This window comes from Nostoc sp. DSM 114167 (assembly GCF_052692655.1).
Genome location: NZ_CP195116.1, coordinates 5,989,050 through 6,013,070 on the forward strand (window position 1 = coordinate 5,989,050; position 24,021 = coordinate 6,013,070).

Consider the following 24,021-nt stretch of genomic DNA (forward strand, 5'->3'; position numbering starts at 1 on the left):
ATTATGTACTACTGATGGATGAATAACCGAGTTCAAAACCCTTACCATCTCTCTAATTTGGTGCAACACAATTAATGTCGGGTTTAAATCCCCTACTCATTTATTCTGAATTCTGAATTCTGGCGTATCTGTTTTCTTCTCTTGAAATTATTTTTTTTAGCTTTTAGTTTAATGAATCCATGCCATCCCTGAATTTGGCGATCGCCCGTCTCGTAAATACTGGCACTGACAACTTCGCCATTTGGGTGGTCAAGGCTCCGTATCCCAGTGGCTACGTTTTACGTGACTGTGTATGGCCTGTTGAACTTACCCAAGTCTGGCAAGAATGGCAGCAGATGTTTGCTGGTCATGGCCGCCTAGATATTTCCCCTAACTCAACATCTCAAAAGAGCAATCCATTCCCCATAGATTGGATTTCACCTCCTTCAGGTCAACCTACTGGTCCCTACAGCAGTCGTCTGATGCAATACTTGGGAATGAATTTATGGCGCTGGGTATTCGACGGGCAAATTCTTGGTAGTCTAGAACGCAGCCGCGGTATTGCTATGGGTCAGCATACACGTTTGCGCTTTCGACTAGAAATTCGCGACCCGGATCTGATCGCTTTCCCTTGGGAAATTATGCAGCGTGAACCTGGTCAATCGGCGATGTCTCTCTCCCAAGATTTGCTATTTAGTCGCACCACCACAGAAGTTGACGCTTTGCCGTATTTGCGAACTGACCAAGCTTTGAGTATTCTGCTGGTTTTAGGCCATGATGACAAGCTGCAACTAGAACAAGAAGCCGCTATCTTACAGCAAGCTCTTGCAGATACGCCTGGTAATTCCCAAAGATATGCACCTTGTGTAGTGAATCAACTCATTCAACCAACTCCACAACAGTTGATTGATGAATTAGAAACCAAAGAATACAATGTTTTCTTTTACGCTGGACATGGTTTACCAGACCCAGACGGAGGGTTACTGTTTTTGCGACCAGATATGCCCCTCAATGGCATAGAATTGGCGCAAGTATTGACCCGTACAGGTGTAAAACTAGCAGTTTTCAACGCCTGTTGGGGCGCACAACCAGCTGCGATCGATCGTCAAGCTATCCCTGCCAGCAGTTTAGCAGAAGTATTGATTCGTCATGGTGTACCTGCGGTTTTGGGGATGCGCGATGAAATCGCTGACCATGAAAGCCACAGTTTTATTCAGGCCTTTACCGAAGCTTTGCGATCGCACAAGCCAATTGATGAAGCCGTAGCACAGGCTAGGCAAGAGTTGTTAACACTGTATAAATTTAATCAACCTGCTTGGACTTTGCCTGTTCTCTACCTGCATCCAGATTTTAATGGCGAACTCATTAAGAATCTGGATGAAGGTATTACCGAACTTCCAGATACAGCCATTCCTGATGTCGGTTCCTCGCTTCCGATTGCCAGTTTACGATCGCTGACTCCAAAAGGTAAAACCTGGTTACTGCGTTATGGAGTTACCCGCATCGGCCGCACGAAAGATAATGATATTGTCATTCCCGAACCATCTGTATCCAAACGCCACGCCGAAATCTTCTGCCGCAACACTCTTACAGATGCTACACTAATGCGAACTTATTACTTGCAAGATTTTTCCACCTACGGGACAACCTGGTTTTTAGGCCCTAATGGCTGGCAACAAATCCTCCGAGAGGAAGTCCCTTTGAAATCGGGGATGCAGTTAAAGTTTGGAAGTGCTAGAGGTGAAACCTGGGAGTTTGTGATTGAAGACTCCTAGCAAAGCTATTGCATAAATGAATTTGAGCCTTTAGCATTAACTTTTAAAATCTGTTTTTTTTGGAGAAAAAATCAACAGTTTTTGCGGAAATCTCTTCTTAGAACTTGTAGCTGTCAATACCACCAAATAATCATGAGGGAAGAAAATATGGCTCACAAAATTAACGGCTCAGACACTTTCTCATCTTTGCCATCTCAAGTAGATTTAGAGTTATTAGAAGCGTTACTAGAACCAGAGGATGCTAACTATCCCTGGAATCCATGTGATGAAGAATCAGAAGCTTATTTTCAAGAACTAGAACAACAGTTCGGAATGGAAGATTTGCAGGGTGTTGAACTAATGAGGCGATCGCAAGATTTTTACGGACATCTAGATACACTTTGGTCTAGCATTACTCCGACACCTGAACGCAATAATAACCTACAACAGACAGTAGTGTTTAACCTTCAAGAAACATTACGTACAAATTTTTCTGCCTGTGTACCCCAAATATTGCTCAACACCATCGCCACCAAAGCTGCTGAGATATTTGCTGCTCGCCAATTAATCAGCGAGCAACTGGTTGAGTGCGTTCAGACAGTACTACCAGCTTGGGGAACAGAGGATCTGATCGTTTTGGCTCGTCCTTTTGCTTACGCTATGCGAAGTAGGGAATCGCAAAATGTGGCATCTGCACTCGGTAGTCTTCAAAATAGCGAGTGGACCGCTTTATCAGAAGTAGATAAAGCAAAAGTTAGTTTAGCGATCGCTTCTTATGCTTTTACTGAACTTAACAAGTCTCAGCCAGAACTATGAATGGGGAATAGGGAGTAGGAAAAGTTTTCATTCTGCATTGTGTTCGTGTAACCCGCGCTTTGCGTTCACTCGATTCAGAGGTGTCTTTTGCAAAGATGTTGGTTTCCCTTACGCAAGGATATCGAGTCGAAAATCAAGACTTTTTGCAAGAAGTTTAATGATTTTTATTTTTATAGGTATATTTACCCCAGAATAAATTAACAGTACGCTGATTTTCAAATGAGGCCATCTATCCCAAGAGGTAGATACTCAAGCATTGGTTGTTCTCCTCCATCTTCCCCATCTCCCCCTGCCCCCTGCTCCCTGCTCCCCCTACTTTGGGCCAAGAAAACGGGTAGCAAAATTTTGCGATCGCGTTGGTGACAGCGCCCGTGCCTTGAGAATTGCCGCCATCAAAAAGGCGTAAGATAACACTCCAACAACTACCAATAGTAAGGCATTGATTGACCCTGTAGCATTCCAGAGAGCGTGGAGCGCCGAAGCACTCAGATAACCAATAGATAGAATTTGCCAACTTCTACTAGGTTTGAGGACAGCCAACCCGATAAAATAACCCAAATAGCCACTATAAGCCATGTGTCCGGCTACAGAGCCTAAAATTCGCGGAATTAGCAGTTGTAAACCTGCCAGTTGACCGGCAGCCCCTATACCCACCTGTTGCGTGACATTTTGAGTGATATCAGGCACATACTGACCGAGGGTTTCCAAGAGAGTAAAACCAACAGCAGAAGCCGTACCCAAGAGGATACCATCTAGAGGTTCCCAAATGCCGATACGTTCTCGCCAAGGTGAAGACAACATTCTACCGATGGCAAAAGCCCCTAGTACAGGTAATGCCTTGAGTAATTCCTCCATCAACCCAGCGCCAAAAAACATCCGCACCAGTAACTCTGTGAAGGTGATAGATTCTTGGGGTGTGGGCAAGCTTCCAGGTAAAATGCCGCGAAATACAAAAATAAATAGATCCAACAGGGGACTGAGCAAAATCAGGATTGTACCCAATGACGTAGCCATTAGCACCCACCAAGGCTTTTGTTTGCCGCAAAGTTGGTAAACAAAATAGTAGGCAGCGAAGGCGATATAACTTGCGACAATCACTTGATTAGCTTGTGGGCGACCGACTGTAGCGAACATCAGTACCACAAAAATTACGGTCAGTATTCCCGGTACGAGGTAAGCTTTAGTAGTTAAATCTTTACCAGTGGAAATAATTGGAAAAAGCTGGGTGAAGCTAACAGAATCTGGCTGCTTTAATTGTGTGTGGTTGTGGTAGTCCGTCGCCGAAGGCAGTGGTGTAACTTGGTTCACTGTCGTCGCCGGAGTCAGTGAGGTATACTCGTATTCAAAAATGTATTGCGGCCCATCAGCACCTAGAGAAATGCGATCGCCTGGGTGCAATTCCTGACATTCATATAAGCGTTGTCCATTCAAATAAGTGCCATTAGCACTATTCAAGTCACAAAGCACCCAGCTAAATTTGCTATCTGGGGATAGAGAGAGGGGACGAACCACTGCATGACGACGAGATACCATTCGGTACATCATGGCATCCAAGACAACTTGGCAGCTGGGGTCGCGTCCAATTACCATCTCTTTACTGGGGGGCAGCGAGTAGCGAGATTCTGCTCCCAAAGCTGCCCCATTACCAGACACTAGCCGCAGAAATGCATTATGTCTTGCGTTTTTGCCTGTCATCGATAAGAAGTGCGTTTCTAAACTAATTCTTCACATAATTTGGCAGCAGGACTAACCTTAGCCACATTAGCAGCAGCATTGCTAAATCCACTATAGCTTCACTTCTTGCTAAGAAATTTAAAATTATTGGTGCAAGATTTCAAATTGTTTCACCTCATGTAAAGAAGTATTCCATCTGCTGAGAGTTTGCCCTAAAACTGGCTTGTTCGGCGGCTCAATCAGATTGTCTCGATGCTGTACTTTTGACATCGTAGCTGCAAATTAAACCCACTGCAATTTATTAAAAAATAGTATTTTTTACTGCATTTAGTTCCATTTCAAAAATATATAATTTTTAGTCGTCTGTTGTCAGTTGTTTTTGCCAAAGCTCTTTTGGAGTAGGGAGTAGGGAAAGAAACTGTTATGAAGTGAACCAAAAGATTTCTAGTATCTTGTCTCAAACAACTGTAGTCAATTCTGGGTGTTCAATCTTAGTTCCAAGTACTGTGAGGAATTCTGCTAGCCAATGTGGGTGAGCAGGCCAAGCTGGTGCTGTCACTAAGTTACCATCAACTATTGCCCGATCGACAGGGATATCAACATAGATTCCTCCAGCACTCTTGATATCTGGGCTACAAGCAGGGTAGCCAGTACATCTCTTGCCTTGCAGTACATCAGCAGCTGCTAATAACTGCAAGGCGTGGCAAATGGCAGCAATCGGTTTATTGGCTTGGGCAAAGTGACGGGTGATTTCTAGCACCTGCTGATTGAGGCGGAGATATTCTGGTGCCCTTCCTCCAGGAATGACTAAGGCATCGTAGGTTGTGGCTTCTACTTCTGCAAACGTTGCGTTTAAAGTAAAATTGTGTCCGGGTTTTTCGCTGTAAGTCTGGTCTCCTTCAAAGTCATGAACTGCTGTCCGCACCCGATCGCCAGCTTTTTTATCGGGGCAAACTGCATGGACAGTGTGTCCCACCACTTGCAATGTCTGGAAAGGAACCATCACTTCATAGTCTTCTACATAGTCGCCAACAAGCATCAAAAGTTTCTTTGCGGCCATATATTTGTTACCCTCACCTATTAGTCATCAATAGTTGTTTATAAAGTAAATATTAATTTAGAGTCAGCTTTTTTCGGCGTTAGTTTATGTACGAGTTTTTGATACCTAACATCAATCACTGTGCTGTCATGTATCATTTCAGAGTGGCAACTTAACAAAAATTAATACATCTTCTAGGAACATGACGATAATTCAACGATTACGATCGAATGGTAAATTAAAGCAGATTAAATTCTGCGATCGCTCTCGGAAAATTTTTGTTTTCATGTCCTGGCTGGCTGAGTTTAATCAAAGCAAAACGCTGTAAGGGTGTTAAAGCTGCCCAATGTTGCTGTGTCAGGGTTACACCTATTTCTTGAGCTTTTTCTTGAACCCTAGCTGGTACAGTGGCATCTAGCCATGCAGGATGAGGCTCAATGGGCAATTTTGTCGCTGGTACACCTGTGCGTTGTATGATTAATTGCTCGATATGCTCGCGGTAAGACTGAATTTCTGTTTCTGTAGTGCAAGGTAATTCCACTAAAGCTTGCCGTTCACCTGTCGTCATTTGATTCCAATCAGACAATTTTAGCTTGATACCACAGGTATCTAATTTACAACGCACCTGCATAGGGATGCAACGCAGAGAATCAACAAAGTCTGCTTCAAATTGAAAGAAATCTGTCACGTCGCTTCGCTCCGAATTCAAAATTAATAATTGATCCTGTTGCTTAACAAACCCAAAATTGCTGTACTTTAAAAGTGGTCTGTATTCCATACAATTGAGAACCACTATAGTTTGTTACGCATTTTATTTAGCTTGGATCTTTGGAATTACTGAGACGAATTATTAAATAACTAATTGATAAAGCAAGAATAGCTATACCTAAGCCAATTATATCAATTCCTGGAACTTTTTCTAAGTCAAGAATAATAATTTTTCTGGCAACAGCTATTAAAGAAGTGACAATCACTAATTCAACCTGAAAAACATGTCGTCGGAGATAGGCGGTAATATTTTCTAATATTTCTAAAGCAATTAAAATATTTAAAAATAAACCAAAAATTTTATACAAAGTGGAGTTAAATTGTCCATAAGGAACTGTAAATAACTCTTTAAAAATAAAAATTCCTAAATCTCCGATCGTTACCAAAATTACGACCACCATAAAAATAGATAGAACTTTAGAAACTAGCACTTCTATATTTTCAATAATGTGCATGAAGTTCTCATCTGTGGTAGCTCTTAGAATTCGCCTCATTAGCTTTTTCATCTGCTGCACCCAATTCTCAAATAAAATAAAATCCCATAGATAAATCTAAAGGATTGAAAAAAATTGACAATTTTTTGTAAGTTTCTATGCTTTTTTATTCTTTATCCATAGCGAAAATAAACTCTAGTAAAATCCCTTGTTACTAAAAATTTACCTCTTTAGATATAGTAATTGGTAACAGTCAAAATTAGAGAGTTATAAAAAATGATAATAACTATTGACTATTGATTATTGACGAAATTACCTGTTGCTGGTTATGAATTACCACTTCTGAGCTACACTTTGCAGCTTACTATTGTGAGGACTGGAGTTGATAATCTTTGATGGGAACTTCCACCGAAATTGGTATCAACTGCACAGCACAGGCTTTTAATTCTGGTTGTAGCGAATCGGGGCAAGATTCTGGATGGGTGAGGGCGTTGGCTTCGGCATTATCTGCCCACAGCGAACCCCAGTGCATAGGGACAAAAACTGTACCAGGTGCGATCGCTTTTGTGACTTTAGCAGGAAACTTCGCTTTACCACGACGCGATCGCACTTCTATATACATACTATCGGCAATACCTAACCGAGCAGCATCACGGGGATGAATTTCGATAAACGGTTCGGGATGCATTTTGCAAATTTTTTCAATTCGACCAGTGCGTGTCTGCGTATGCCAATGTCCGTAAAGTCTTCCAGTAGTTAGTACAAACGGATAATTTGGGTCTGGTGGTTCTGCCAATCCCTTGGAGTAATATGCCCCAAATCGAGCGCGTCCATCAGGGGTGTGGAAGCGGAGATTGGTGTAGAGGCGTTTGGAGTTAGGAGTAGAGACGCGATTAATCGCGTCTGTACAAGAGTTAGAAGATTCTAATTCATAACTTTTTTCTGGGTGAGGCCATTGAGTCGGCCCTTCTGCTTGTAATTGCGGGTGACTGACACCTGTCATATCGCAGGGGCGATTTTTAGTTAGTTTGACAAACTCAGCATAAACATCAGCAGAGTTAGCAAAGGCAAATTCTTTCTCAAAACCTAATCTCCGTCCAACTTCGGCAAAAATTTCCCAATCGGCTTTAGCTTCTCTTGGTGGTTGGCGAAATGCTGAACACAGAGTTACCGTCCGTTCGGAGTTTGTCATCACGCCAGTTTTTTCACCCCACTGGGCTGCTGGTAGTAGAACGTGAGCGTAGGCAGAAGTTTCTGTGGGATAATATGCGTCTTGGTAAATAGTGAAAGGCGATCGCAACAATGCCTTTTTAGTCCGCTCTAAATCTGGCATACTCACAGCGGGATTAGTAGCTGCAATCCACAGTAACCCTACAGCATCATTTTCTAACCCAGTAATCATGTCCCAAGCAGTCAAACCGGGATTGGGTGAAATTTGTCCTGGCTTGAGTCCCCAAAACTCTTCAACTTCTGCACGGTGCTGCGGATTTTTCACTACTCGATAACCCGGTAATAAATGCGCCAAACCTCCGGCTTCCCGTCCTCCCATCGCGTTCGGTTGACCAGTGAGGGAAAAAGGGCCAGCCCCAGGTTTGCCAATCTGTCCAGTCATCAGGTGCAGGTTAATAATCGTTCTTACCTTAGCCGTCCCTTCGGAGGATTGATTCACACCCATTGACCACAAAGACAGTACCCGCTCAGATTTACCCCAGTAACGTGCTGCTGTTTCTAAATCTTCAATACTGATTCCACATTGACGAGCTACCACTTCTGGCGGATAGTGGCGAATCACCTCAGCATAAGCCGGAAAGTTGCTGGTGCAGTCGTCCATGAACATCGTATCAATATAGTTCCAGCGCATCAACAAATGGGCAATGCCGTTCAACAAGTCGATATCTGTACCGGGACGAATGGCTAAATGTAAATCAGCGGCTTCTGCGGTTGGTGTGCGACGGGGATCGACCACAATCATTTTGACTTTGCGGTTCTTTTTGTGATATTTCTCCAGTCGATTGAAAACGATGGGGTGACATTCAGCCGTATTAGTACCAATTAAAAATGCACAGTCGGTTAACTCCAAGTCATCGTAACAGCATGGGGGCCCATCTGAACCAAAGCTTTGAATGTACCCAGCCACAGCACTAGACATACATAAGCGAGAGTTGGCATCAAAATTATTAGTACCCAGACAGCCTTTCATAAGTTTCTGGGCTATGTAGTAATCCTCAGTTTGAAACTGACCGGAACCATACATACATAAGGCTTCTGGCCCTTGAGTGAAACGCACGGTTTGAATGCGTTTGGCGATCAGATCGAAAGCTTCATCCCAGCTAACGCGGCGAAACTCTCGCTCTAAGGAGTCTCGCACCATTGGGTAATGTAATCTATTTTTATCTAAAGATTCTGCGATCGTTGCACCTTTGACGCAAACCATACCCTGACTGGATGGATGGGCTTTATCACCCCGCACCCGCCAAGTCGGATTTCCTTGACTATCTCGATTAGTTGCTTTGCCAAGTTGGGCTGGGGGTGAAACTTCTAAACCACAGCCAACACCACAGTAGGGGCAGAGAGTTTTGGTAAATTCACTCATGGCAGTTGTACCATTTTGTTATTTTGATTGTGCAACCTCAGATGTAGCGGCAGTTTGAGAAATTTGTTTGTTATGCAAAAACTCTTTGAAACGAATGGCACGCTTGTAAAGCTACTGGAGGCGGAGCCTCCCAGAATGGTTTCCCAGCCTAGAGGCTGGGAACTAGTCATGTATCTTTTCTTAGTGTCATTCGACTAAAGTCCTTACTACGAACTATGAGAATTTCTTGTTTCTACTTCCTAATCTCTGTTTTCAAGACAGGTCTATTCTTCAGTTAAGAAGATAGGGTTTTTCGTTGCGGTTTCTGGTAATTCACCTTCAAATGTAGGGGCAAAGGAACCTTTTGGTTCTTTGAGGAAGAAGGCACACATAAAAGCACAGACTAGTGCAGCTAAACCCATTGTGGAAAATAGTGTGGGAGCGTCGGTTAAGCTGAAAATTGTCAAGTAAACTACGCCGCCAAAATTACCGTAAGCTCCCACATTACCGGCAATTTGTCCAGTGGCTTCTTTCTTAATTAGGGGAACGATGCTGTAGGTTGCGCCGCAGCCAGCTTGAGCAAAGTAAGCGGCAATCATTGTCACTGCGATCGCTACCGGAATCGGCCAGTTACTATTAATAAAATGTGCCATCAAATAACTAACACCAATGCCAGCGCTGATAATTGTCATTGTCCATTTTCGGGAGTTAAATTTATCAGAAATTAAGCCACCACTAGGACGAGAAATCAAATTTAAGAATGGATAGGTAGCAGCAATCATCCCAGCGACAACATGTTCTAAAGCAAAGGTTTTTTCAAAGAATGCTGGAAGCATGGAAACGGCTGCCAGTTCGCTACCAAAGTTAGTGATATAAGTGAATTCGAGTAAGGCTACTTGACCAAATTGGAAGCGTTCGGATAGAGCGTAAGTTTTCTTGCCAATTAAAAGTTCTCGGTTTACTTCCCAAGCTTTGTAACTTTGGTAAGCAAATAATCCTGCTAATAGTAACCAAATCAAATACATTTGGTTCAAAGTTAGGAAGTGAATGTTCTTTTGTTCCAAACGCCAAGCCAATAAACCCAAGGCGAAAATTAAACCAAAATTCGAGACAATCATCGCCCAGAAGCTTTTAACACTGGTCACTTCTAGAGAACCATTTTTCTTAGGTTTTTTGTAAATTTTACCTGTAGGCGTATCTTGGACGTTGTTGTAATAAATTACGCCGTAGATAGCTGCAATAATCCCTGTAAATGCGATCGCAAATCGCCAGTTAGAAGCACCACCAGCGAAAAAGCTCGTAGAGACTGCAAGTATCGGTAAAGCAAATTCTGCGCCAAAAGCCCCAAAGTTACCCCAACCGCCATAAATACCTTGAGCAATTCCCATCTCCTTCGGCTGGAACCATTCGGACACCATACGGATACCCACAACGAATCCAGATCCGACAATTCCCATCAGCAAACGGCTAATGACTAGTTGATTAAAGTCTTGCGCTAGCGCCGTCGCTAAACAAGGAACAGCCGCAAACATCAGCAGCATTGAGTAGGTGATTCTGGGGCCAAAACGATCCAGAAGCATCCCAATAATTAGGCGTGCGGGAATTGTAAGAGCAAGGTTACAGATACCCAAAGTTTTGATTTGTTCTGGTGCTAAATGTAGTTCTCTGCCAATGGTTGTAGCGAAGGGGGCAAAGTTAAACCAACAAACAAAAGTCAGAAAGAAAGCAAACCAAGTCTGATGTAAGATGCGGTAGCGATCGCTAAATGAAAATAAGTTTTTAAGCATTGCAATCTTTCTAATTGAATAAAATACGGAAAAGATGAGCCTTTGAACTCGGAAGTTGCGCCTTTGAACTCGGAAGTTGCGGCTTTGAACTTGGAAGTTGCACCTTTGAACTCGGAAGTTGCGCCTTTGAACTCGGAAGTTGCGCCTTTTATCTCGGAAGTTGCGGCTTTGAACTCGGAAGTTGCGGCTTTGAACTCGGAAGTTGCGGCTTTGAACTCGGAAGTTGCGGCTTTTATCTCGGAAGTTGCGGCTTTGAACTCGGAAGTTGCGCCTTTTATCTCGGAAGTTGCGCCTTTAAGGTTAAAATCTGAGTTTGAACCAATGACAAATGACAAATGACAAATGACAAATGACCAATGACAAATGACAAATCCCCAATCAGTTACTAACGACTAAAGCTTCTTTGTTGAGTTTTGCCCCAAACTTTTGGATGAGTAAATCTTGCAATATTGGCTGCAAATCTTCGCATGGTATACCTTTGATAATGCAAGTTCCCAAATGGGCATCTTTGCCAACTTTGCCGCCCATATATATGTCAACACCTTCCAAGGTTTTGCCATTTTTGCGAGTTTTAGTTCCCATCAAGCCGATGTCTGCAACTTGGGGCTGTCCGCAGGAGTTGGGACAACCTGTCCAATGAATTCGCACTGGTTTGGTGAAGGTTAACTCTTCTTCTAAGGCTTTAATCATTGCCAGGGCGCGGTTTTTGGTTTCGATCAGGGCAAAGTTGCAAAATTGTGCGCCTGTGCAAGATACTAGCGATCGCGCCAACAAACTTGGATCGATAGAAAATCTTTCCAGCAAAGGCTCAGTTAAAAATGTTGCTAAACGCGAGTCAGCAATATTGGGGATCACAATGTTTTGCTCAACTGTGAAACGGATTTCGCCAGTACCGTAAACTTCGGCCAGACGGGCAATTTCAAACATATCTTCGGCATACAACCGACCAACAGGAATGTGTAAGCCTGCGTAATTTAATCCTGGTTGTTTTTGTTTATATACCCCGATGTGGTCGCGTTTTTCCCAGTCGATCTCGTCTTTAGGTGCTGCGGATATTAATGATTTACCCAAACGGTTTTCTACTTCTGCTCGAAACTTATCTAAACCCCATTCATCGATTAGCCACATCAAACGCGATTTTTGGCGATTAGCACGCGGCCCATTGTCGCGAAAGACTTCCAAAACCGCTCTACATACAGCTACCACATCTTCTGGAGCCACCCAAGCATTCAGCGGAATCGCCGCCTCACAACGTTTAGCTGAGAAAAAACCACCGACTAAAACGTTAAACCCGAAAATTTTTTGCTGGGAATGGGCAGAGAAGAAATTCTGCTCCCCTGCTCCTCGGTCACTGAGCGTAGTCGAAGTGCTGCTCCCCTGCTCCCCTGCTTCCTTAAATGCTGGCACAAAAGCTAAATCGTTAATTTCAGCGTGAACTGAATTGTCTCGTCCACCTGCGATCGCAATATTAAACTTCCGTGGTAAGTTGCTAAATTCTGGGTTTCCTTCCCCTTTATTGGTGAGCATATCTTGAATTTGCTGTACCAACTCTCGCGTGTCGTACAACTCATCTGCATCTAACCCCGCCACGGGATCGCCTGTGATATTGCGAACGTTATCCATCCCTGACTGAACGCTGGTTAAACCAACTGCGTGAAATCTATTAAAGATGTCTGGTAAATCTTCAATTCTGATCCCCCGTAATTGAATATTCTGTCTGGTAGTAATATCAGCGCAACCATCATCACCGTAACGCTGCACTACTTGCGCTAAAACACGCATCTGGCTGCTGGTAAGAATACCGTTAGGCATCCGCAACCGCATCATAAACTTACCTGGGGTAACTGGGCGAAAAAACACACCTACCCATTTGAGTCGATGATCGCGATCTGTTTCGTTCATCGCCTCCCAACCCAAGGCGGCAAATTTCTCTATTTCACTCTTGATGGCAAGTCCATCTTTTTCTGCTTTTAATTTCTCAAACTTATTAAGGCTAGTGGTAGTTGCTGTGTCTGTCATGAGTTTGAATCTCGTTGCAAATTACTGATACGATCGGTAACTGTGGTCATAATTTCCCAATTCCAATCAGTCCGTAGTTACATCAGGTGTTGTATCTACGAGATTTAGGGAATAAAAACTTAATATTTAACTACGGCTGATTATTTTTACTCAAGAACATTCCAACGCAAAACTTCAAATCCGTGGTTAGTTAAGGAAAATTTGTGACCATTTACATCTTGGGAATTTGTCAAGCAGGTTTAGATAATGTTCATGTAACAATTTCGATACTCATAACTTAAGGTGACTTTTGTGTTAAAATCGTATAAATTGTTACGATTTTTGGAAAAATTTTTCAAAAAATGCATGAATAGTATGCATTACTTGCATTAAAGTCACCCATAAGCGATGCAGCGCCCTTAATCAACGGTATTTGAGAAAACTGAAGTAATTTTGGATCGCCATAGACTAATCTAAAATCCAAAATTGAATGGGAGATGTTAGCTAAAACTTAGATATTATTTCAGCAGTTATGAAACGTCGTGACTTTATTAATTGGGTAGGTTTGAGCTGGATTGCGAGTTCTCTACCTGTAGCGATCGCAGCTTGTTCTTCTCAAACAACTCCAGCATCTAAAGATTGGCAAACAGTAGGTACATCGGCAGATTTAGATAAAACAGGTCAATTGCTGGCAAAAAACTCACCTGCTGGGCCTGTGCTGGTAGTCGGCACATCTAAAGCCGGAAATCTAACTGCTGTTGACCCTACTTGTACTCATGCAGGTTGCACTGTAGCATGGAAAGCAGATGCCAAAAAATTCGCTTGTCCCTGTCATGGTTCGGAATATGGAGCCGATGGTAAAGTGCAAAAAGGCCCAGCAACCGACCCCCTAAAAACTTACGCCGCTAAGATTGAGGGCAATTCTGTTTTAGTTAAGCCAAGCTAGTGGAGGCAGGGGACAGGAGGTAGAAAATTGATAATTCAAGCAAGATATTGTGAGTAATATCAAACAGCTTTTGGTACAAGCCGAGGCAGCACATAATGCCGCTGATTGGTCATCACTAATTCAATATTTGCAACAATTAGTTTTAGGGGTAGATTCGGAAGATCCAGAGATAGTTAAAAATCGAGAATATCTTCTAAAATTAACACTTTCCATCTTAGAAATGGGCGATTTTCAGCAACGCTGGGAAATTACCAAAGTGTTGACTCACTTTGGCAATATTGCTATCCCACCACTCGTTGAAATATTAGAAGATGAAAACGCAGAAGACGAATTGCGCTGGTATGCAGCAAGGACTTTGGGCGAATTTAAACACCCAGAAGCCATCGCGTCAATAGTTGAATTGTTGAAAAATGATGAGGATGAAGAACTCAAAGCGATCGCAGCTACAGCACTGGGACAAATGGGTACTGTTGCGATTGCTTCACTAACTGAACTTCTTTTAGACGAAAATACACGATTGTTAGCAGTGCGATCGCTTTGTTGTATTCGGCAACCAGAAACCATCACGCCGCTGTTGAGTATAGTGCAAGATCCACAAGCAGCAATCCGCGCCGCCGCAATTGAAGCCCTCAGCAGTTTTCATGACGAACGCATACCGCCAGTATTGTTGAAAGCTTTGGACGATCCAGCCGCCACAGTGAGGCGTGCAGCAGTGCTTGGTTTGGGTTTTCGCCCCGATTTACATCAAGCATTAGATTTAATAACGAAACTGCAACCCAAACTTTACGACTTTAACCTTGATGTTTGTTGTGCAGCCGCAGTTACCCTTTCTCGAATTGGTAGTGATGACGCTGCTAAATACTTATTTGATTTGCTGATTTCACCTCAGACACCGATAACGCTGCAATTAGAAACCATCCGCGCTTTAAGTTGGGTGGGAACGTTATCGAGTTTGGAATATTTGCAAACAGCACTGAATCAAAGTACATCAGCAACAGTGTGGCAAGAAATTGTCACAGTTTTGGGACGAGTGCAAAAACCGGAGTTAACTACACCAGCGGTAGAAATATTACTGCAAATACTGCGATCCCTTCTCTACGAGACGCTACGCGAACAGCAAGCTTCTCTACGAGATGCTCCGCGAATGCTAACGCAGCATCCGGCCACAGAGGTTGCTAGCATCAAAAGTGCGATCGCTTTATCTTTAGGACAGTTAGGCGAAATGCAGGCAATTGAACCATTGATTTCCCTGTTAGCCGATCCGAATGCATCGGTGAGACTACATGCGATCGCAGCACTGAAAAATCTGGATGGAGAAGCCACACATCAACAATTGCAGCAGTTAGCGAATAATGACGCAATCACACCAGATTTAAAACAAGCAATAGCGATCGCTTTAGCGGAATGGTAAATTTCAGTGTCAACTTTTAATCGCGTAGCGTCTCGTAAAGTCTGCGGCATAGCTACGCTTAGGGCGCAGCCTCTCCTAGATAAGAGAGGATTAAAATCCTGATTACAAACCTTTAATTATTTATGCCGTTCTACTGAACTGGCAAGAAAAGTATTCCTTAAGTCTAAAGTAAGACACATCTGGAGTATGAAGTTATAAGTTTTCAGGTGAAATAAGATTGTGAAGTATTCTTAATAGAGTCTCAACTGCTAGCAGCATCCGGCTGTATAGAGTTTTTAGTTCATTTAGATCGAAATAACTAAAAGCTAATGTCAATAAAGTAATTATATAGGACTCGTATTTGATTTTTGAAAAAAACTCAGTATACATTTATTCCTTCTTCCCTATTCCCTCCCTACGCAAATAATTTCTCCGAATCAAAGCGGATTCCTATATAAACTAACCTAACTTGAATGCCAAATTAATTCTTGGGATATAAGTGGTTTTACTCTTATGGTAGAAGTCTGATGAAAAACTAACACTTATGCTATCTAACAGTAACAAAATGATTCACAATAAGTAATGAATAAAAATAGGATAGATAGAAATAAGTGTAACAATAGTTATTTTCTATTTTGAACAAGCGATTTTGTTCGTAAGTTCTTAATCCTAAATTAGTAATTACTGATTATGAGTTATTTTGCTTAATGTGACAAAGAAAGAACGAGTTGTTAGTAGTATTTTCAAATACTTTCAACTTTTCCAGAAGAAGTTAAGTAAAATACTCTGCAATCTGCCTCGTCATAATTTACCTAATTTAGTAGTGGATTGAAGAGACAATATTGCTTTTGTAAATCAATCAACGATACAAATCTAGAAAATAAAAGGAACCATAAGCATGAAGCCTTTCAATTTATCTAAAGCTGTTTTAGCTACTGTATTTGCCATCAGTTTCGCTTCTGTATCCTTACCTACTTTAGTTTCCGCCCAAAGTGGAGGTTCCGGCAGTGGAGGCTCCGGTAGCGGAAGCTCCGGTAGTAGCACTGGCTCAGGTACTGGAACTGGAACTACAGGGACTGGAACCGGGACAACAGGCACTGGAACTGGGACTGGAACCGGGACTGGCTTAGGTACTGGAACTGGAACTACAGGCACTGGAACTGGGACAACGGGCAGTGGAACCGGGACAACAGGCACTGGCTTAGGTACTGGAACTGGAACTACAGGCACTGGGACAACAGGCACTGGCTTAGGTACTGGAACTGGAACTACAGGCACTGGAACTGGAACTACAGGCACTGGCTTAGGTACTGGAACTGGAACTACAGGCACTGGAACTGGCACAACGGGCACTGGAACTGGAACTACAGGCACTGGCACAACAGGTGGTGGAACAACGGGCAGTGGAACAACAGGCACTGGTACTGATACCACAGGTGGAACAACGGGCAGTGGAACAACAGGCACTGGCACTGATACCACAGGTGGAACAACAGGTACTGGCACTGATACCACAGGTAGTGGAACAACAGGCACTGGCACTGATGCCACAGGTACTAACAGAAATACAGGTGTCGCAGCTTCCGAAAGAACTAGCGATCGCGGTTTCAATTTTGGTTGGCTAGGTTTACTTGGTCTAGCTGGTTTAGCTGGACTGCGTAATCGCGAAAAAGTTCGGGCTTATAGAGATCCCGATGAAGTAACAGGTTCTCGCTCTAGATAGCATTCACCACATTTTAGGAGGGCACAGCTATAGTTTGTGCCCTCTATGTCTTTTGCAAATCTGATGCGATCGCAGCTGTATCCGTAAGTTGTACAAAAACAACCTGAGCAACGGTAACATTCAGGTAATTGAGATGCGAAGTTCAAATGATTACTTTATCTCAATTAGAAACCGCTATATAATCCGTCGCATAACGATCGAGTGAAACACTGATAGTTCGCTACAGTTCAACTATTAGCTTCTGTAATCACAAGAGAATGGCTCAGAACGATACCGTTAAAAATATTATCTAAAAATTCATATATTTCAGCAGAAAATAGTTAATTATTTTTTGGGCGAAATTTACCGAAAAAATCGGTGCAAAGCGCATCATTGACAATAAAGGCGGTCAAATCTGATTTACTTAAATGTTAATCAGAGAAAAAAAGCTGTAACAAACTCTACTAAATTGTGGATAAAAATCCGTTAACTTTATAAAACTGATAAATGTAATTCAGGCTACATAAAAATGCGCCTAGAGCAGTTGCAAGCCTTTCTAGCGATCGCCCAAACCGGCAGCTTTCAACAAGCAGCGCGAACATCTGGTGTTACCCAATCGACGATTAGTCGCCAAATCCAAGCATTAGAAGCAGATTTGGGGATAGAACTGTTTCACAGAAGCACTCATGCCAAACTGACACTAGGAGGCGAACGTTTGTTACCCCGCGTTCGTAAAATTTGTCAAGAGTGGCAGACTGCTACAGAAGAATTAGCCGATTTAATCGCCGGAAAGCAACCAGAACTTTGCATTGCCGTGATTCACTCTCTCTGTGGATCTTACTTACCACCAGTGTTGCAAAAATTTTGTTATGATTATCCAGATGTGCAATTGCGGGTGACTTCATTGGGAAGCGATCGCGCCCTGAAAGTCCTCAAAGATGGATTGGTGGATTTAGCAATTGTGATGAATAATCGCTTTTTAACCACCAGTAGAGAAATGGTGGTAGAAGTACTTTATGATGAACCTATAGAAGTTTTAGCCGCAGCCAATCATCCTCTCGCACAATATGAATGCGTCCCTTGGTCGGAGCTAATTCGTTATCCCCAAGTGGTTTTTAAAGATGGTTATGGGATGCAACGCTTAATACAAGATAAATTTGAGCGGATGGAAGCCACACTCCAGTCGGCTTTAGAGGTAAATACCCTAGATGCCTTCCGGGGAGTTGTGCGCCAAGGGAAATTGATAGCTTTGCTACCTCAATCAGCATTACTGGAAGCACGTCTTGACCCTACCCTGGCGATTCGTTCTTTAGCCAGTAATAATACTAGTGGTTTAGCAGATGGTTCGAGTTTGACTCGACGGGTAGTTATGGTGACAACTCAAGATCGTCTGCAAATTCCTCCCATTAAACATTTTTGGCAACTCGTGCAAGAAAATATCCCACTACAAATTAACCAGCAGCGATCGCCTTCCTCAACTGCGATTTTATTGGACAACGTAAGTTAATTAAAGCAACGCGATCCCAATTTTAAAAATTCCAGCGAAAAAAATAATCTATCGTAGGGGGCACAGCTAGCTGTACGCCCCTACTTCAGTTTAATAAGCATCCATTGGCAGACAAGAACAAACAAAATTGCGATCGCCAAAGGCTGCATCAATGCGACCGACAGCTGGCCAGAATTTATATTCACGAGTCCAAGGCGCAGGATAGGCAGCTTGTTCGCGAGAATAGGAATGCTGCCATTCTCCAGTAATTAAACTTTCGGCAGTGTGGGGTGCGTTCTTCAAAAGATTATCTTGGATATCCACTTTGCCAACTTCTATTTCGGCAATTTCTTGACGAATAGAAATCAACGCATCACAGAAACGATCCAACTCTTGCTTAGATTCACTTTCTGTAGGTTCCACCATGATTGTACCCCCTACAGGCCAGGAGACAGTCGGCGCATGGAAACCGTAATCTATGAGACGCTTGGCAACATCATCGATTTCGATCGCAGCAGATTTTTTGAGCGATCGTAAATCTAAAATACACTCATGGGCAACTAGACCATTTTTCCCCTGATACAAAACCGGATAATACGATTCCAGTTTCTTGGCAATGTAGTTAGCGTTGAGAATCGCCACCTTAGTAGCTTGGGTTAAACCATCTGCACCCATCATGGCGATGTACATCCAAGAAATCACCAAGATACTCGCACTACCCCAAGGCGCAGCTGCCACAGCACCAATATGTGAGTGCTGAGTTGAGTCGTTGATAGTAACAACAGGATGTCCGGGTAGAAAAGGCACAAGATGAGATGCAACGCCAATGGGCCCCATACCAGGACCACCGCCACCATGAGGAATACAGAAGGTTTTGTGCAGATTCAAGTGACAGACATCCGCGCCAATATCCCCAGGACGGCAAATTCCCACTTGGGCGTTCATATTTGCCCCATCCATGTAAACTTGTCCGCCATAACTATGGACAACAGCGCAGATTTCTTGAATTGGCTCCTCAAAGACCCCATGAGTTGAGGGATATGTCACCATTAAGGCGGCTAATTCATTGCTGTGTTTTTCTGCCTTCGCCTTCAGGTCAGCAACATCAATATTACCTTGTGAGTCACAGGCAACCGCTACTACCTTCATCCCGCACATCACCGCACTTGCTGGGTTTGTCCCGTGTGCGGAGGTGGGAATCAAACAAACATTACGGTGTGCTTCGCCCCGATTTTCGTGATATTGACGAATTACTAAAAGTCCAGCATATTCGCCCTGAGAACCAGCATTTGGTTGTAGAGAAATTCCCGCAAACCCAGTAATTTCAGCTAACCATGCCTCAAGTTGCTGGAATAAGATTTGATAGCCTTGCGTTTGCGACGCTGGGGCAAATGGATGAATCTTGCCAAATTCCTCCCAACTTACCGGAATCATCTCAGCAGTTGCATTCAACTTCATTGTGCAAGAACCCAAAGGAATCATTGATGTCGTTAGCGACAAATCCTTGCTTTCTAGCTTGTGCAGATAACGCAACAATTCCGTTTCTGAGTGATAGCGGTTAAAAACTGGGTGAGTGAGATAGGTGCTTGTACGGGCAAGGCTTGAGTTTTGTAGAGGTGATTTGCGCTGTGCTGCAATTAAGTCTCCAATTTCTTTAAAACCGAGAAATAGACTATCAGGCGCTGCAAAAATCTCCAAGACTTCTACCAAATCATCTACTGTAGTTGTTTCATCTAGAGAAATACCAACAGCAGTGTCATCAAAAATTCGCAGGTTAATATTCCTTGCTTGACAAGCTTCAAGAATTACTTCTAGGCTGCGTGTTCCCAATTCCACCCGCAGTGTATCAAAGAAATCTTCAGAACTAATTTTGTAACCTAGATGCTTAAGTCCTGCTGCCAACATTAAAGTTAGCTGATGGATATTCTCAGCAATTTGCTTCAGTCCAGTAGGCCCATGATAAACGGCGTACATACTTGCCATTACCGCCAGTAGCACCTGTGCAGTACAGATATTACTAGTAGCTTTTTCGCGGCGGATGTGCTGTTCGCGGGTTTGCAAGGCGAGACGTAATGCAGGCTTCCCTTGGGCATCTTTTGAGACTCCCACAATTCGTCCTGGAACCAGCCGCTTATACTCTTCCTTCGTAGCGAAATATGCCGCATGGGGTCCCCCAAACCCCAAAGGAATACCGAATCGCTGAGTGCTTCCGACGGCAATATCAGCGCCAAATTCCCCAGGAGGGGTCAGCAAAGTTAAACTTAGAGGATCTGCTGCTACCGTCACCAATGCACCCTTAGCATGGGCTTTTTCGATAAAAGCGCGGTAGTCATAAATAGTGCCATCACTTGCAGGGTATTGCAGAACAGCCCCAAAAATTGCTCGCTCAAAATCAAATGTTTGATGATCCCCAACAACGATCTTAATCCCCAATGGTTTAGCACGTGTTTGCAACACATCAATGGTTTGGGGATGGCAATCGCGAGAGACAAAATAGGCATCTGCCTGATTTTTAGAGACACCATAGCTTAGGCTCATCGCTTCTGCTGCTGCTGTGGCTTCATCAAGTAACGAAGCATTGGCAATTTCTAAACCTGTAAGGTCAATAATCAGAGTTTGAAAATTCAGCAGCGCTTCTAGTCGCCCTTGAGCAATTTCTGGCTGATAAGGAGTGTAGGCAGTATACCAACCGGGGTTTTCTAGGATATTACGCCCAATCACAGGTGGGGTAATACTGTCGTAATAGCCCATACCAATGTATGAACGGAAAACCTGATTTTTGGCAGCAACTTTTTTTAACGATGCCAGTGCTGCATACTCGCTTTCTGCTTCAGGTAACTTTAGCGGTTGCTTCAGCCGAATTGCCTGTGGAACTGTTTGGTCGATTAGGGCATCCAGGCTGGGAAACCCCAAAACCTTAAGCATTTGCTGAATATCATCGGAGTTAGGGCCAATGTGTCTTGGCACAAAACTACTTAAATTTTTACTTTTTTCGTCCAGCACTTGCTGCTCATGAGACTTGAGAATAGGGGCGTTCAATACCACAAATTACTCTCCAGACGGTACTATTTCATATTTTGCAATAAATACTCTTAAACTGGGGGCTGGGGACTGGGGATTCGGAAGATATTGGATAGGTGAATAAGAGTAATTATTAATTACCTTCTCCATTCACCTAGTCCCTTACTCTTCCACTCAACACTCAGCACTCAGCACGGGCTAAACGCCCCGCTGACGCTAACAGCACTCCTACTCCCCTTCTACTTGGGCGCGATACTCATCCGCTGTTAAGGCATCTTCAACTTCGCCAGGGTCATTGACGCGCACTTTTAAAAACCACCCTTCCCCGTAAGGGTCTTCTGACACTTCTTCGGGAGAACTAATTAAGGCTTCATTCCGTTCTATAACTGTGCCTGTTACTGGTGAATTCAGTTCTTCAACGGCTTTCACTGATTCAATTGTGCCAAAGTTTTCTCCCCTGGTAAGAGCATCGCCAATTTCTGGCAGTTCCAAAAAGACGATATCACCTAATTCATGTACTGCAAACTCAGTAATGCCAATGGTGGCAATTTCACCATCGATTCGCACATATTCATGAGAATCTAAGTATCTGAAATCTTGAGGATATTCAAAAGACATATCACTTCCTCTCCCTTATCAAAAAAACTATTTCCCTAACAGTCATCCAAGTCATATCTGGTAATGAACCTTAGTGTAGTTGAATAACTCACAACACATTATTCCTCAAAAACCTCGACGCTTATCAGTTGGTAACACGATTTTTTGACCGATAAAAGGGACGTTTAACTACAACTGCTGGATAAGTTTTGCCGCGAATTTCGACTTCTAGCTGCTGACCGACAGTTGCTAGCTGGGTGGAAATGTAAGCTAAGGCAATAGGATAACCAAGTGTCGGTGACAGGGTGCCACTAGTAACTTCTCCCACAACTTTACCTGTGGATAACACTTGATAGCCATGACGGGCAATGTTGCGTCCTTGGGTTTGCAAACCTACCAATCGGCGCTTTACTCCAGTGGCTTTTTGTTGTGCTAAAACTTCCCGACCAATAAAATCGCCTTTAGTATCTAAGTGAACTAGCCACCCCAAACCTGCTTCTAAGGGTGTGGTGATGTCATCGATATCTTGTCCGTAAAGTGCCATCGCTGCTTCTAAGCGCAGAGTGTCTCTAGCACCGAGTCCACAGGGGATAACACCATTTTTATGGAGAGTTTGCCACAATTCTACTCCCACATTCGGGTCTACCATCACCTCAAAGCCATCTTCTCCGGTGTAACCTGTGCGGGCTAGGAAGGCAGGTTTACCTAGTAGAGTTGCTTCTAAATGTCCAAAGGCTTTGATTGGTTGCAAGTCTTCTTGCACTAATGGCTGGAGATATTTAATCGCTTTTGGCCCTTGGACGGCAATTAAGACTTTATCTGGTGAAAGGTCTTGGAATTGCACCTTATCCAAGTCAAGGTGTTGCAATAGCCATGCTTTATCTTTACTGGAGGTTGCTGCATTGACTATGATGAATGCTTTTTGTGTACCACTGGTGTCTTCACCTTGATAATAAACAATGATGTCGTCAATAATTCCCGCTTGGGGATTTAACAATACGGTGTATTGTGCTTGACCGGGTTGCAAACGACTCAAGTCGGAAGGTACTAGTGGCTGGAGTTGGGAAATCAGGTTTTTACCTTGGAGGGTAAATTTGCCCATGTGGGAAATATCGAACATTCCGGCTGTATTTCTTACAGCCTCGTGTTCGCGGCTAATTCCACTAAATTGCACGGGCATTTCCCAACCGCCAAAGCTGGTAAGGCGTGCTTTGAGTTCTACACCCAATTGATATAAAGGGGTTCGCGCCAGAGATTGGGCGTTGTCTTCTTGATTAGCCACAGGTAATTATTGCGTAGATGCGGAGCAACTTGCCGTTAGGCATCGCACCTCAACATCTATCATCCTACGAGAGATTAGGGAAGAGGTGACAGGGGATAGGGGACAGGAGACAGGTGACAGGGAACAGGTGATAGGAAATAATCTGTACCCTATAACCTGCACCCTATTCCCTTCTGTGAGGTTTAATAGTTAATGGTGGCAATGTTGAGATTTATTAAGAAGAGATTATGAAATATTGGCAACTGTTAGCTAGCTTTGTCTTAGCTATGGTTCTTTTTTTGTTTCCCCTATCGGCGCAAGCTGCAAGTTCTTCCAGTATTACCCGTTCTGTGGGTAATGATGAACTCAAGGCCAAGGATTACTCTGGGCAAAGTTTAATTGGTACTGAGTTTACCAATCTCAAATTAGAGAATGCTAATTTTAGCAATGCTGACTTACGTGGTGGCGTATTTAACAGTAGCGTATTGCAGGGGGTAAATCTGCATGGTGCTGATTTTAGTGAAGGCATAGCTTATCTAACCAAGTTTAAGGATGCTGATTTAAGTGATGCTGTGTTGACTGATGCGATGATGCTGCGTTCTACTTTTGATGGCGTGGATATCACAGGTACCGATTTTACGAATGCAATTTTAGATGGAATACAAGTGAAAAAGCTTTGTGTTAACGCAAGTGGTGTGAATTCTAAAACTGGTGTGGAAACTCGCAAGTCTCTAGGATGTAAGTAAATCCTAACCCCCCTTCGCTAGTGGAGAGGGGGATATTTTTTTAACGAATTA

At 43.3% G+C, this 24,021-nt stretch carries 19 protein-coding genes; 8 read left to right on the forward strand and 11 right to left on the reverse strand.

Annotated elements, in window-relative coordinates:
- Positions 1-179 precede the first annotated feature (179 nt).
- Both NSTC731_RS25475 and NSTC731_RS25480 read left to right on the forward strand, forming a co-directional pair.
- Positions 180-1,754 (forward strand): CHAT domain-containing protein, encoded by a 1,575-nt coding sequence (locus tag NSTC731_RS25475; protein ID WP_445627369.1) that lies wholly within the window; start codon positions 180-182, stop codon positions 1,752-1,754.
- A gap of 147 nt (positions 1,755-1,901) precedes the next feature.
- Complete coding sequence (locus NSTC731_RS25480) at positions 1,902-2,549, forward strand: hypothetical protein (protein WP_445627370.1); 648 nt, start codon at positions 1,902-1,904, stop codon at positions 2,547-2,549.
- Positions 2,550-2,861: 312 nt separating this feature from the next.
- Here NSTC731_RS25480 and NSTC731_RS25485 read toward each other — a convergent pair whose 3' ends face one another.
- From NSTC731_RS25485 to NSTC731_RS25515, 7 genes are all read right to left on the reverse strand, one after another.
- Entirely contained in the window at positions 2,862-4,244 is a 1,383-nt protein-coding gene (locus tag NSTC731_RS25485; RefSeq protein WP_445627371.1) for a PrsW family glutamic-type intramembrane protease, read from the reverse strand.
- A gap of 123 nt (positions 4,245-4,367) precedes the next feature.
- Positions 4,368-4,493, reverse strand: a complete 126-nt coding sequence (locus tag NSTC731_RS25490; RefSeq protein WP_335002856.1) for a hypothetical protein — start codon at positions 4,491-4,493, stop codon at positions 4,368-4,370.
- 187 nt (positions 4,494-4,680) lie between these two features.
- Positions 4,681-5,283 (reverse strand): DJ-1/PfpI family protein, encoded by a 603-nt coding sequence (locus NSTC731_RS25495; protein WP_445627372.1) that lies wholly within the window; start codon positions 5,281-5,283, stop codon positions 4,681-4,683.
- A 217-nt stretch (positions 5,284-5,500) separates the two neighbouring features.
- A complete protein-coding gene (locus NSTC731_RS25500; RefSeq protein ID WP_445627373.1) occupies positions 5,501-5,950 on the reverse strand; it encodes a nitrate reductase associated protein in 450 nt (149 codons plus the stop codon).
- A 127-nt stretch (positions 5,951-6,077) separates the two neighbouring features.
- Positions 6,078-6,536, reverse strand: coding sequence for a phosphate-starvation-inducible PsiE family protein (locus NSTC731_RS25505; protein WP_445627374.1), 459 nt, complete (start codon positions 6,534-6,536; stop codon positions 6,078-6,080).
- Between the two features lie 292 nt (positions 6,537-6,828).
- Entirely contained in the window at positions 6,829-9,057 is a 2,229-nt protein-coding gene (locus tag NSTC731_RS25510) for a molybdopterin oxidoreductase family protein (protein ID WP_445627375.1), read from the reverse strand.
- Positions 9,058-9,320: 263 nt separating this feature from the next.
- On the reverse strand, positions 9,321-10,823 hold the full coding sequence (locus NSTC731_RS25515) for a NarK family nitrate/nitrite MFS transporter (protein WP_445627376.1): 1,503 nt from the start codon (positions 10,821-10,823) through the stop codon (positions 9,321-9,323).
- 42 nt (positions 10,824-10,865) lie between these two features.
- Between NSTC731_RS25515 and NSTC731_RS25520 the strand changes: the two genes are divergently transcribed.
- Positions 10,866-11,162 (forward strand): hypothetical protein, encoded by a 297-nt coding sequence (locus tag NSTC731_RS25520; protein ID WP_445627377.1) that lies wholly within the window; start codon positions 10,866-10,868, stop codon positions 11,160-11,162.
- A gap of 39 nt (positions 11,163-11,201) precedes the next feature.
- Here NSTC731_RS25520 and NSTC731_RS25525 read toward each other — a convergent pair whose 3' ends face one another.
- Positions 11,202-12,842 carry a ferredoxin--nitrite reductase gene (locus tag NSTC731_RS25525; RefSeq protein WP_445627378.1) on the reverse strand — a complete coding sequence of 547 codons (1,641 nt, stop codon included), beginning with the start codon at positions 12,840-12,842 and terminating at the stop codon, positions 11,202-11,204.
- Positions 12,843-13,353: 511 nt separating this feature from the next.
- Here NSTC731_RS25525 and NSTC731_RS25530 point away from each other — a divergent pair.
- The 4 genes from NSTC731_RS25530 (at position 13,354) to NSTC731_RS25545 (ending at position 18,366) form a co-directional block, all read left to right on the forward strand.
- Positions 13,354-13,767 carry a QcrA and Rieske domain-containing protein gene (locus NSTC731_RS25530; protein ID WP_445627379.1) on the forward strand — a complete coding sequence of 138 codons (414 nt, stop codon included), beginning with the start codon at positions 13,354-13,356 and terminating at the stop codon, positions 13,765-13,767.
- A gap of 46 nt (positions 13,768-13,813) precedes the next feature.
- Complete coding sequence (locus tag NSTC731_RS25535; RefSeq protein ID WP_445632169.1) at positions 13,814-15,178, forward strand: HEAT repeat domain-containing protein; 1,365 nt, start codon at positions 13,814-13,816, stop codon at positions 15,176-15,178.
- A gap of 877 nt (positions 15,179-16,055) precedes the next feature.
- Positions 16,056-16,880, forward strand: coding sequence for a WGxxGxxG-CTERM domain-containing protein (locus tag NSTC731_RS25540; RefSeq protein WP_445627380.1), 825 nt, complete (start codon positions 16,056-16,058; stop codon positions 16,878-16,880).
- 508 nt (positions 16,881-17,388) lie between these two features.
- The gene (locus tag NSTC731_RS25545; protein WP_445627381.1) at positions 17,389-18,366 is read left to right on the forward strand and encodes a LysR family transcriptional regulator; all 978 of its coding nucleotides are present in this window, start codon (positions 17,389-17,391) and stop codon (positions 18,364-18,366) included.
- A gap of 90 nt (positions 18,367-18,456) precedes the next feature.
- Here NSTC731_RS25545 and gcvP read toward each other — a convergent pair whose 3' ends face one another.
- The 3 genes from gcvP to gcvT form a co-directional block, all read right to left on the reverse strand.
- Positions 18,457-21,390: an aminomethyl-transferring glycine dehydrogenase gene (gene gcvP, locus NSTC731_RS25550; RefSeq protein WP_445627382.1), complete on the reverse strand. Its 2,934-nt coding sequence runs from the start codon at positions 21,388-21,390 to the stop codon at positions 18,457-18,459.
- A gap of 204 nt (positions 21,391-21,594) precedes the next feature.
- Positions 21,595-21,984 carry a glycine cleavage system protein GcvH gene (gene gcvH / locus NSTC731_RS25555; RefSeq protein ID WP_289797706.1) on the reverse strand — a complete coding sequence of 130 codons (390 nt, stop codon included), beginning with the start codon at positions 21,982-21,984 and terminating at the stop codon, positions 21,595-21,597.
- A 124-nt stretch (positions 21,985-22,108) separates the two neighbouring features.
- On the reverse strand, positions 22,109-23,245 hold the full coding sequence (gene gcvT, locus NSTC731_RS25560) for a glycine cleavage system aminomethyltransferase GcvT (RefSeq protein ID WP_445627383.1): 1,137 nt from the start codon (positions 23,243-23,245) through the stop codon (positions 22,109-22,111).
- A 227-nt stretch (positions 23,246-23,472) separates the two neighbouring features.
- Here gcvT and NSTC731_RS25565 point away from each other — a divergent pair, with 227 nt between their 5' ends.
- Entirely contained in the window at positions 23,473-23,970 is a 498-nt protein-coding gene (locus NSTC731_RS25565; RefSeq protein WP_322693396.1) for a pentapeptide repeat-containing protein, read from the forward strand.
- Positions 23,971-24,021 lie beyond the last annotated feature (51 nt).

Bases quoted from the DNA above. Each gene is read 5' to 3' on its own strand.
- NSTC731_RS25545 (WP_445627381.1), top strand. From the start codon at position 17,389: ATGCGCCTAGAGCAGTTGCAAGCCTTTCTAGCGATCGCCCAAACCGGC.
- NSTC731_RS25490 (WP_335002856.1), bottom strand. From the start codon at position 4,493: ATGTCAAAAGTACAGCATCGAGACAATCTGATTGAGCCGCCGAACAAG.
- NSTC731_RS25495 (WP_445627372.1), bottom strand. From the start codon at position 5,283: ATGGCCGCAAAGAAACTTTTGATGCTTGTTGGCGACTATGTAGAAGAC.
- NSTC731_RS25510 (WP_445627375.1), bottom strand. From the start codon at position 9,057: ATGAGTGAATTTACCAAAACTCTCTGCCCCTACTGTGGTGTTGGCTGT.
- NSTC731_RS25475 (WP_445627369.1), top strand. From the start codon at position 180: ATGCCATCCCTGAATTTGGCGATCGCCCGTCTCGTAAATACTGGCACT.
- NSTC731_RS25540 (WP_445627380.1), top strand. From the start codon at position 16,056: ATGAAGCCTTTCAATTTATCTAAAGCTGTTTTAGCTACTGTATTTGCC.
- NSTC731_RS25515 (WP_445627376.1), bottom strand. From the start codon at position 10,823: ATGCTTAAAAACTTATTTTCATTTAGCGATCGCTACCGCATCTTACAT.
- NSTC731_RS25530 (WP_445627379.1), top strand. From the start codon at position 13,354: ATGAAACGTCGTGACTTTATTAATTGGGTAGGTTTGAGCTGGATTGCG.
- NSTC731_RS25485 (WP_445627371.1), bottom strand. From the start codon at position 4,244: ATGACAGGCAAAAACGCAAGACATAATGCATTTCTGCGGCTAGTGTCT.
- NSTC731_RS25480 (WP_445627370.1), top strand. From the start codon at position 1,902: ATGGCTCACAAAATTAACGGCTCAGACACTTTCTCATCTTTGCCATCT.
- NSTC731_RS25525 (WP_445627378.1), bottom strand. From the start codon at position 12,842: ATGACAGACACAGCAACTACCACTAGCCTTAATAAGTTTGAGAAATTA.
- NSTC731_RS25565 (WP_322693396.1), top strand. From the start codon at position 23,473: ATGAAATATTGGCAACTGTTAGCTAGCTTTGTCTTAGCTATGGTTCTT.
- NSTC731_RS25505 (WP_445627374.1), bottom strand. From the start codon at position 6,536: ATGAAAAAGCTAATGAGGCGAATTCTAAGAGCTACCACAGATGAGAAC.
- gcvH (WP_289797706.1), bottom strand. From the start codon at position 21,984: ATGTCTTTTGAATATCCTCAAGATTTCAGATACTTAGATTCTCATGAA.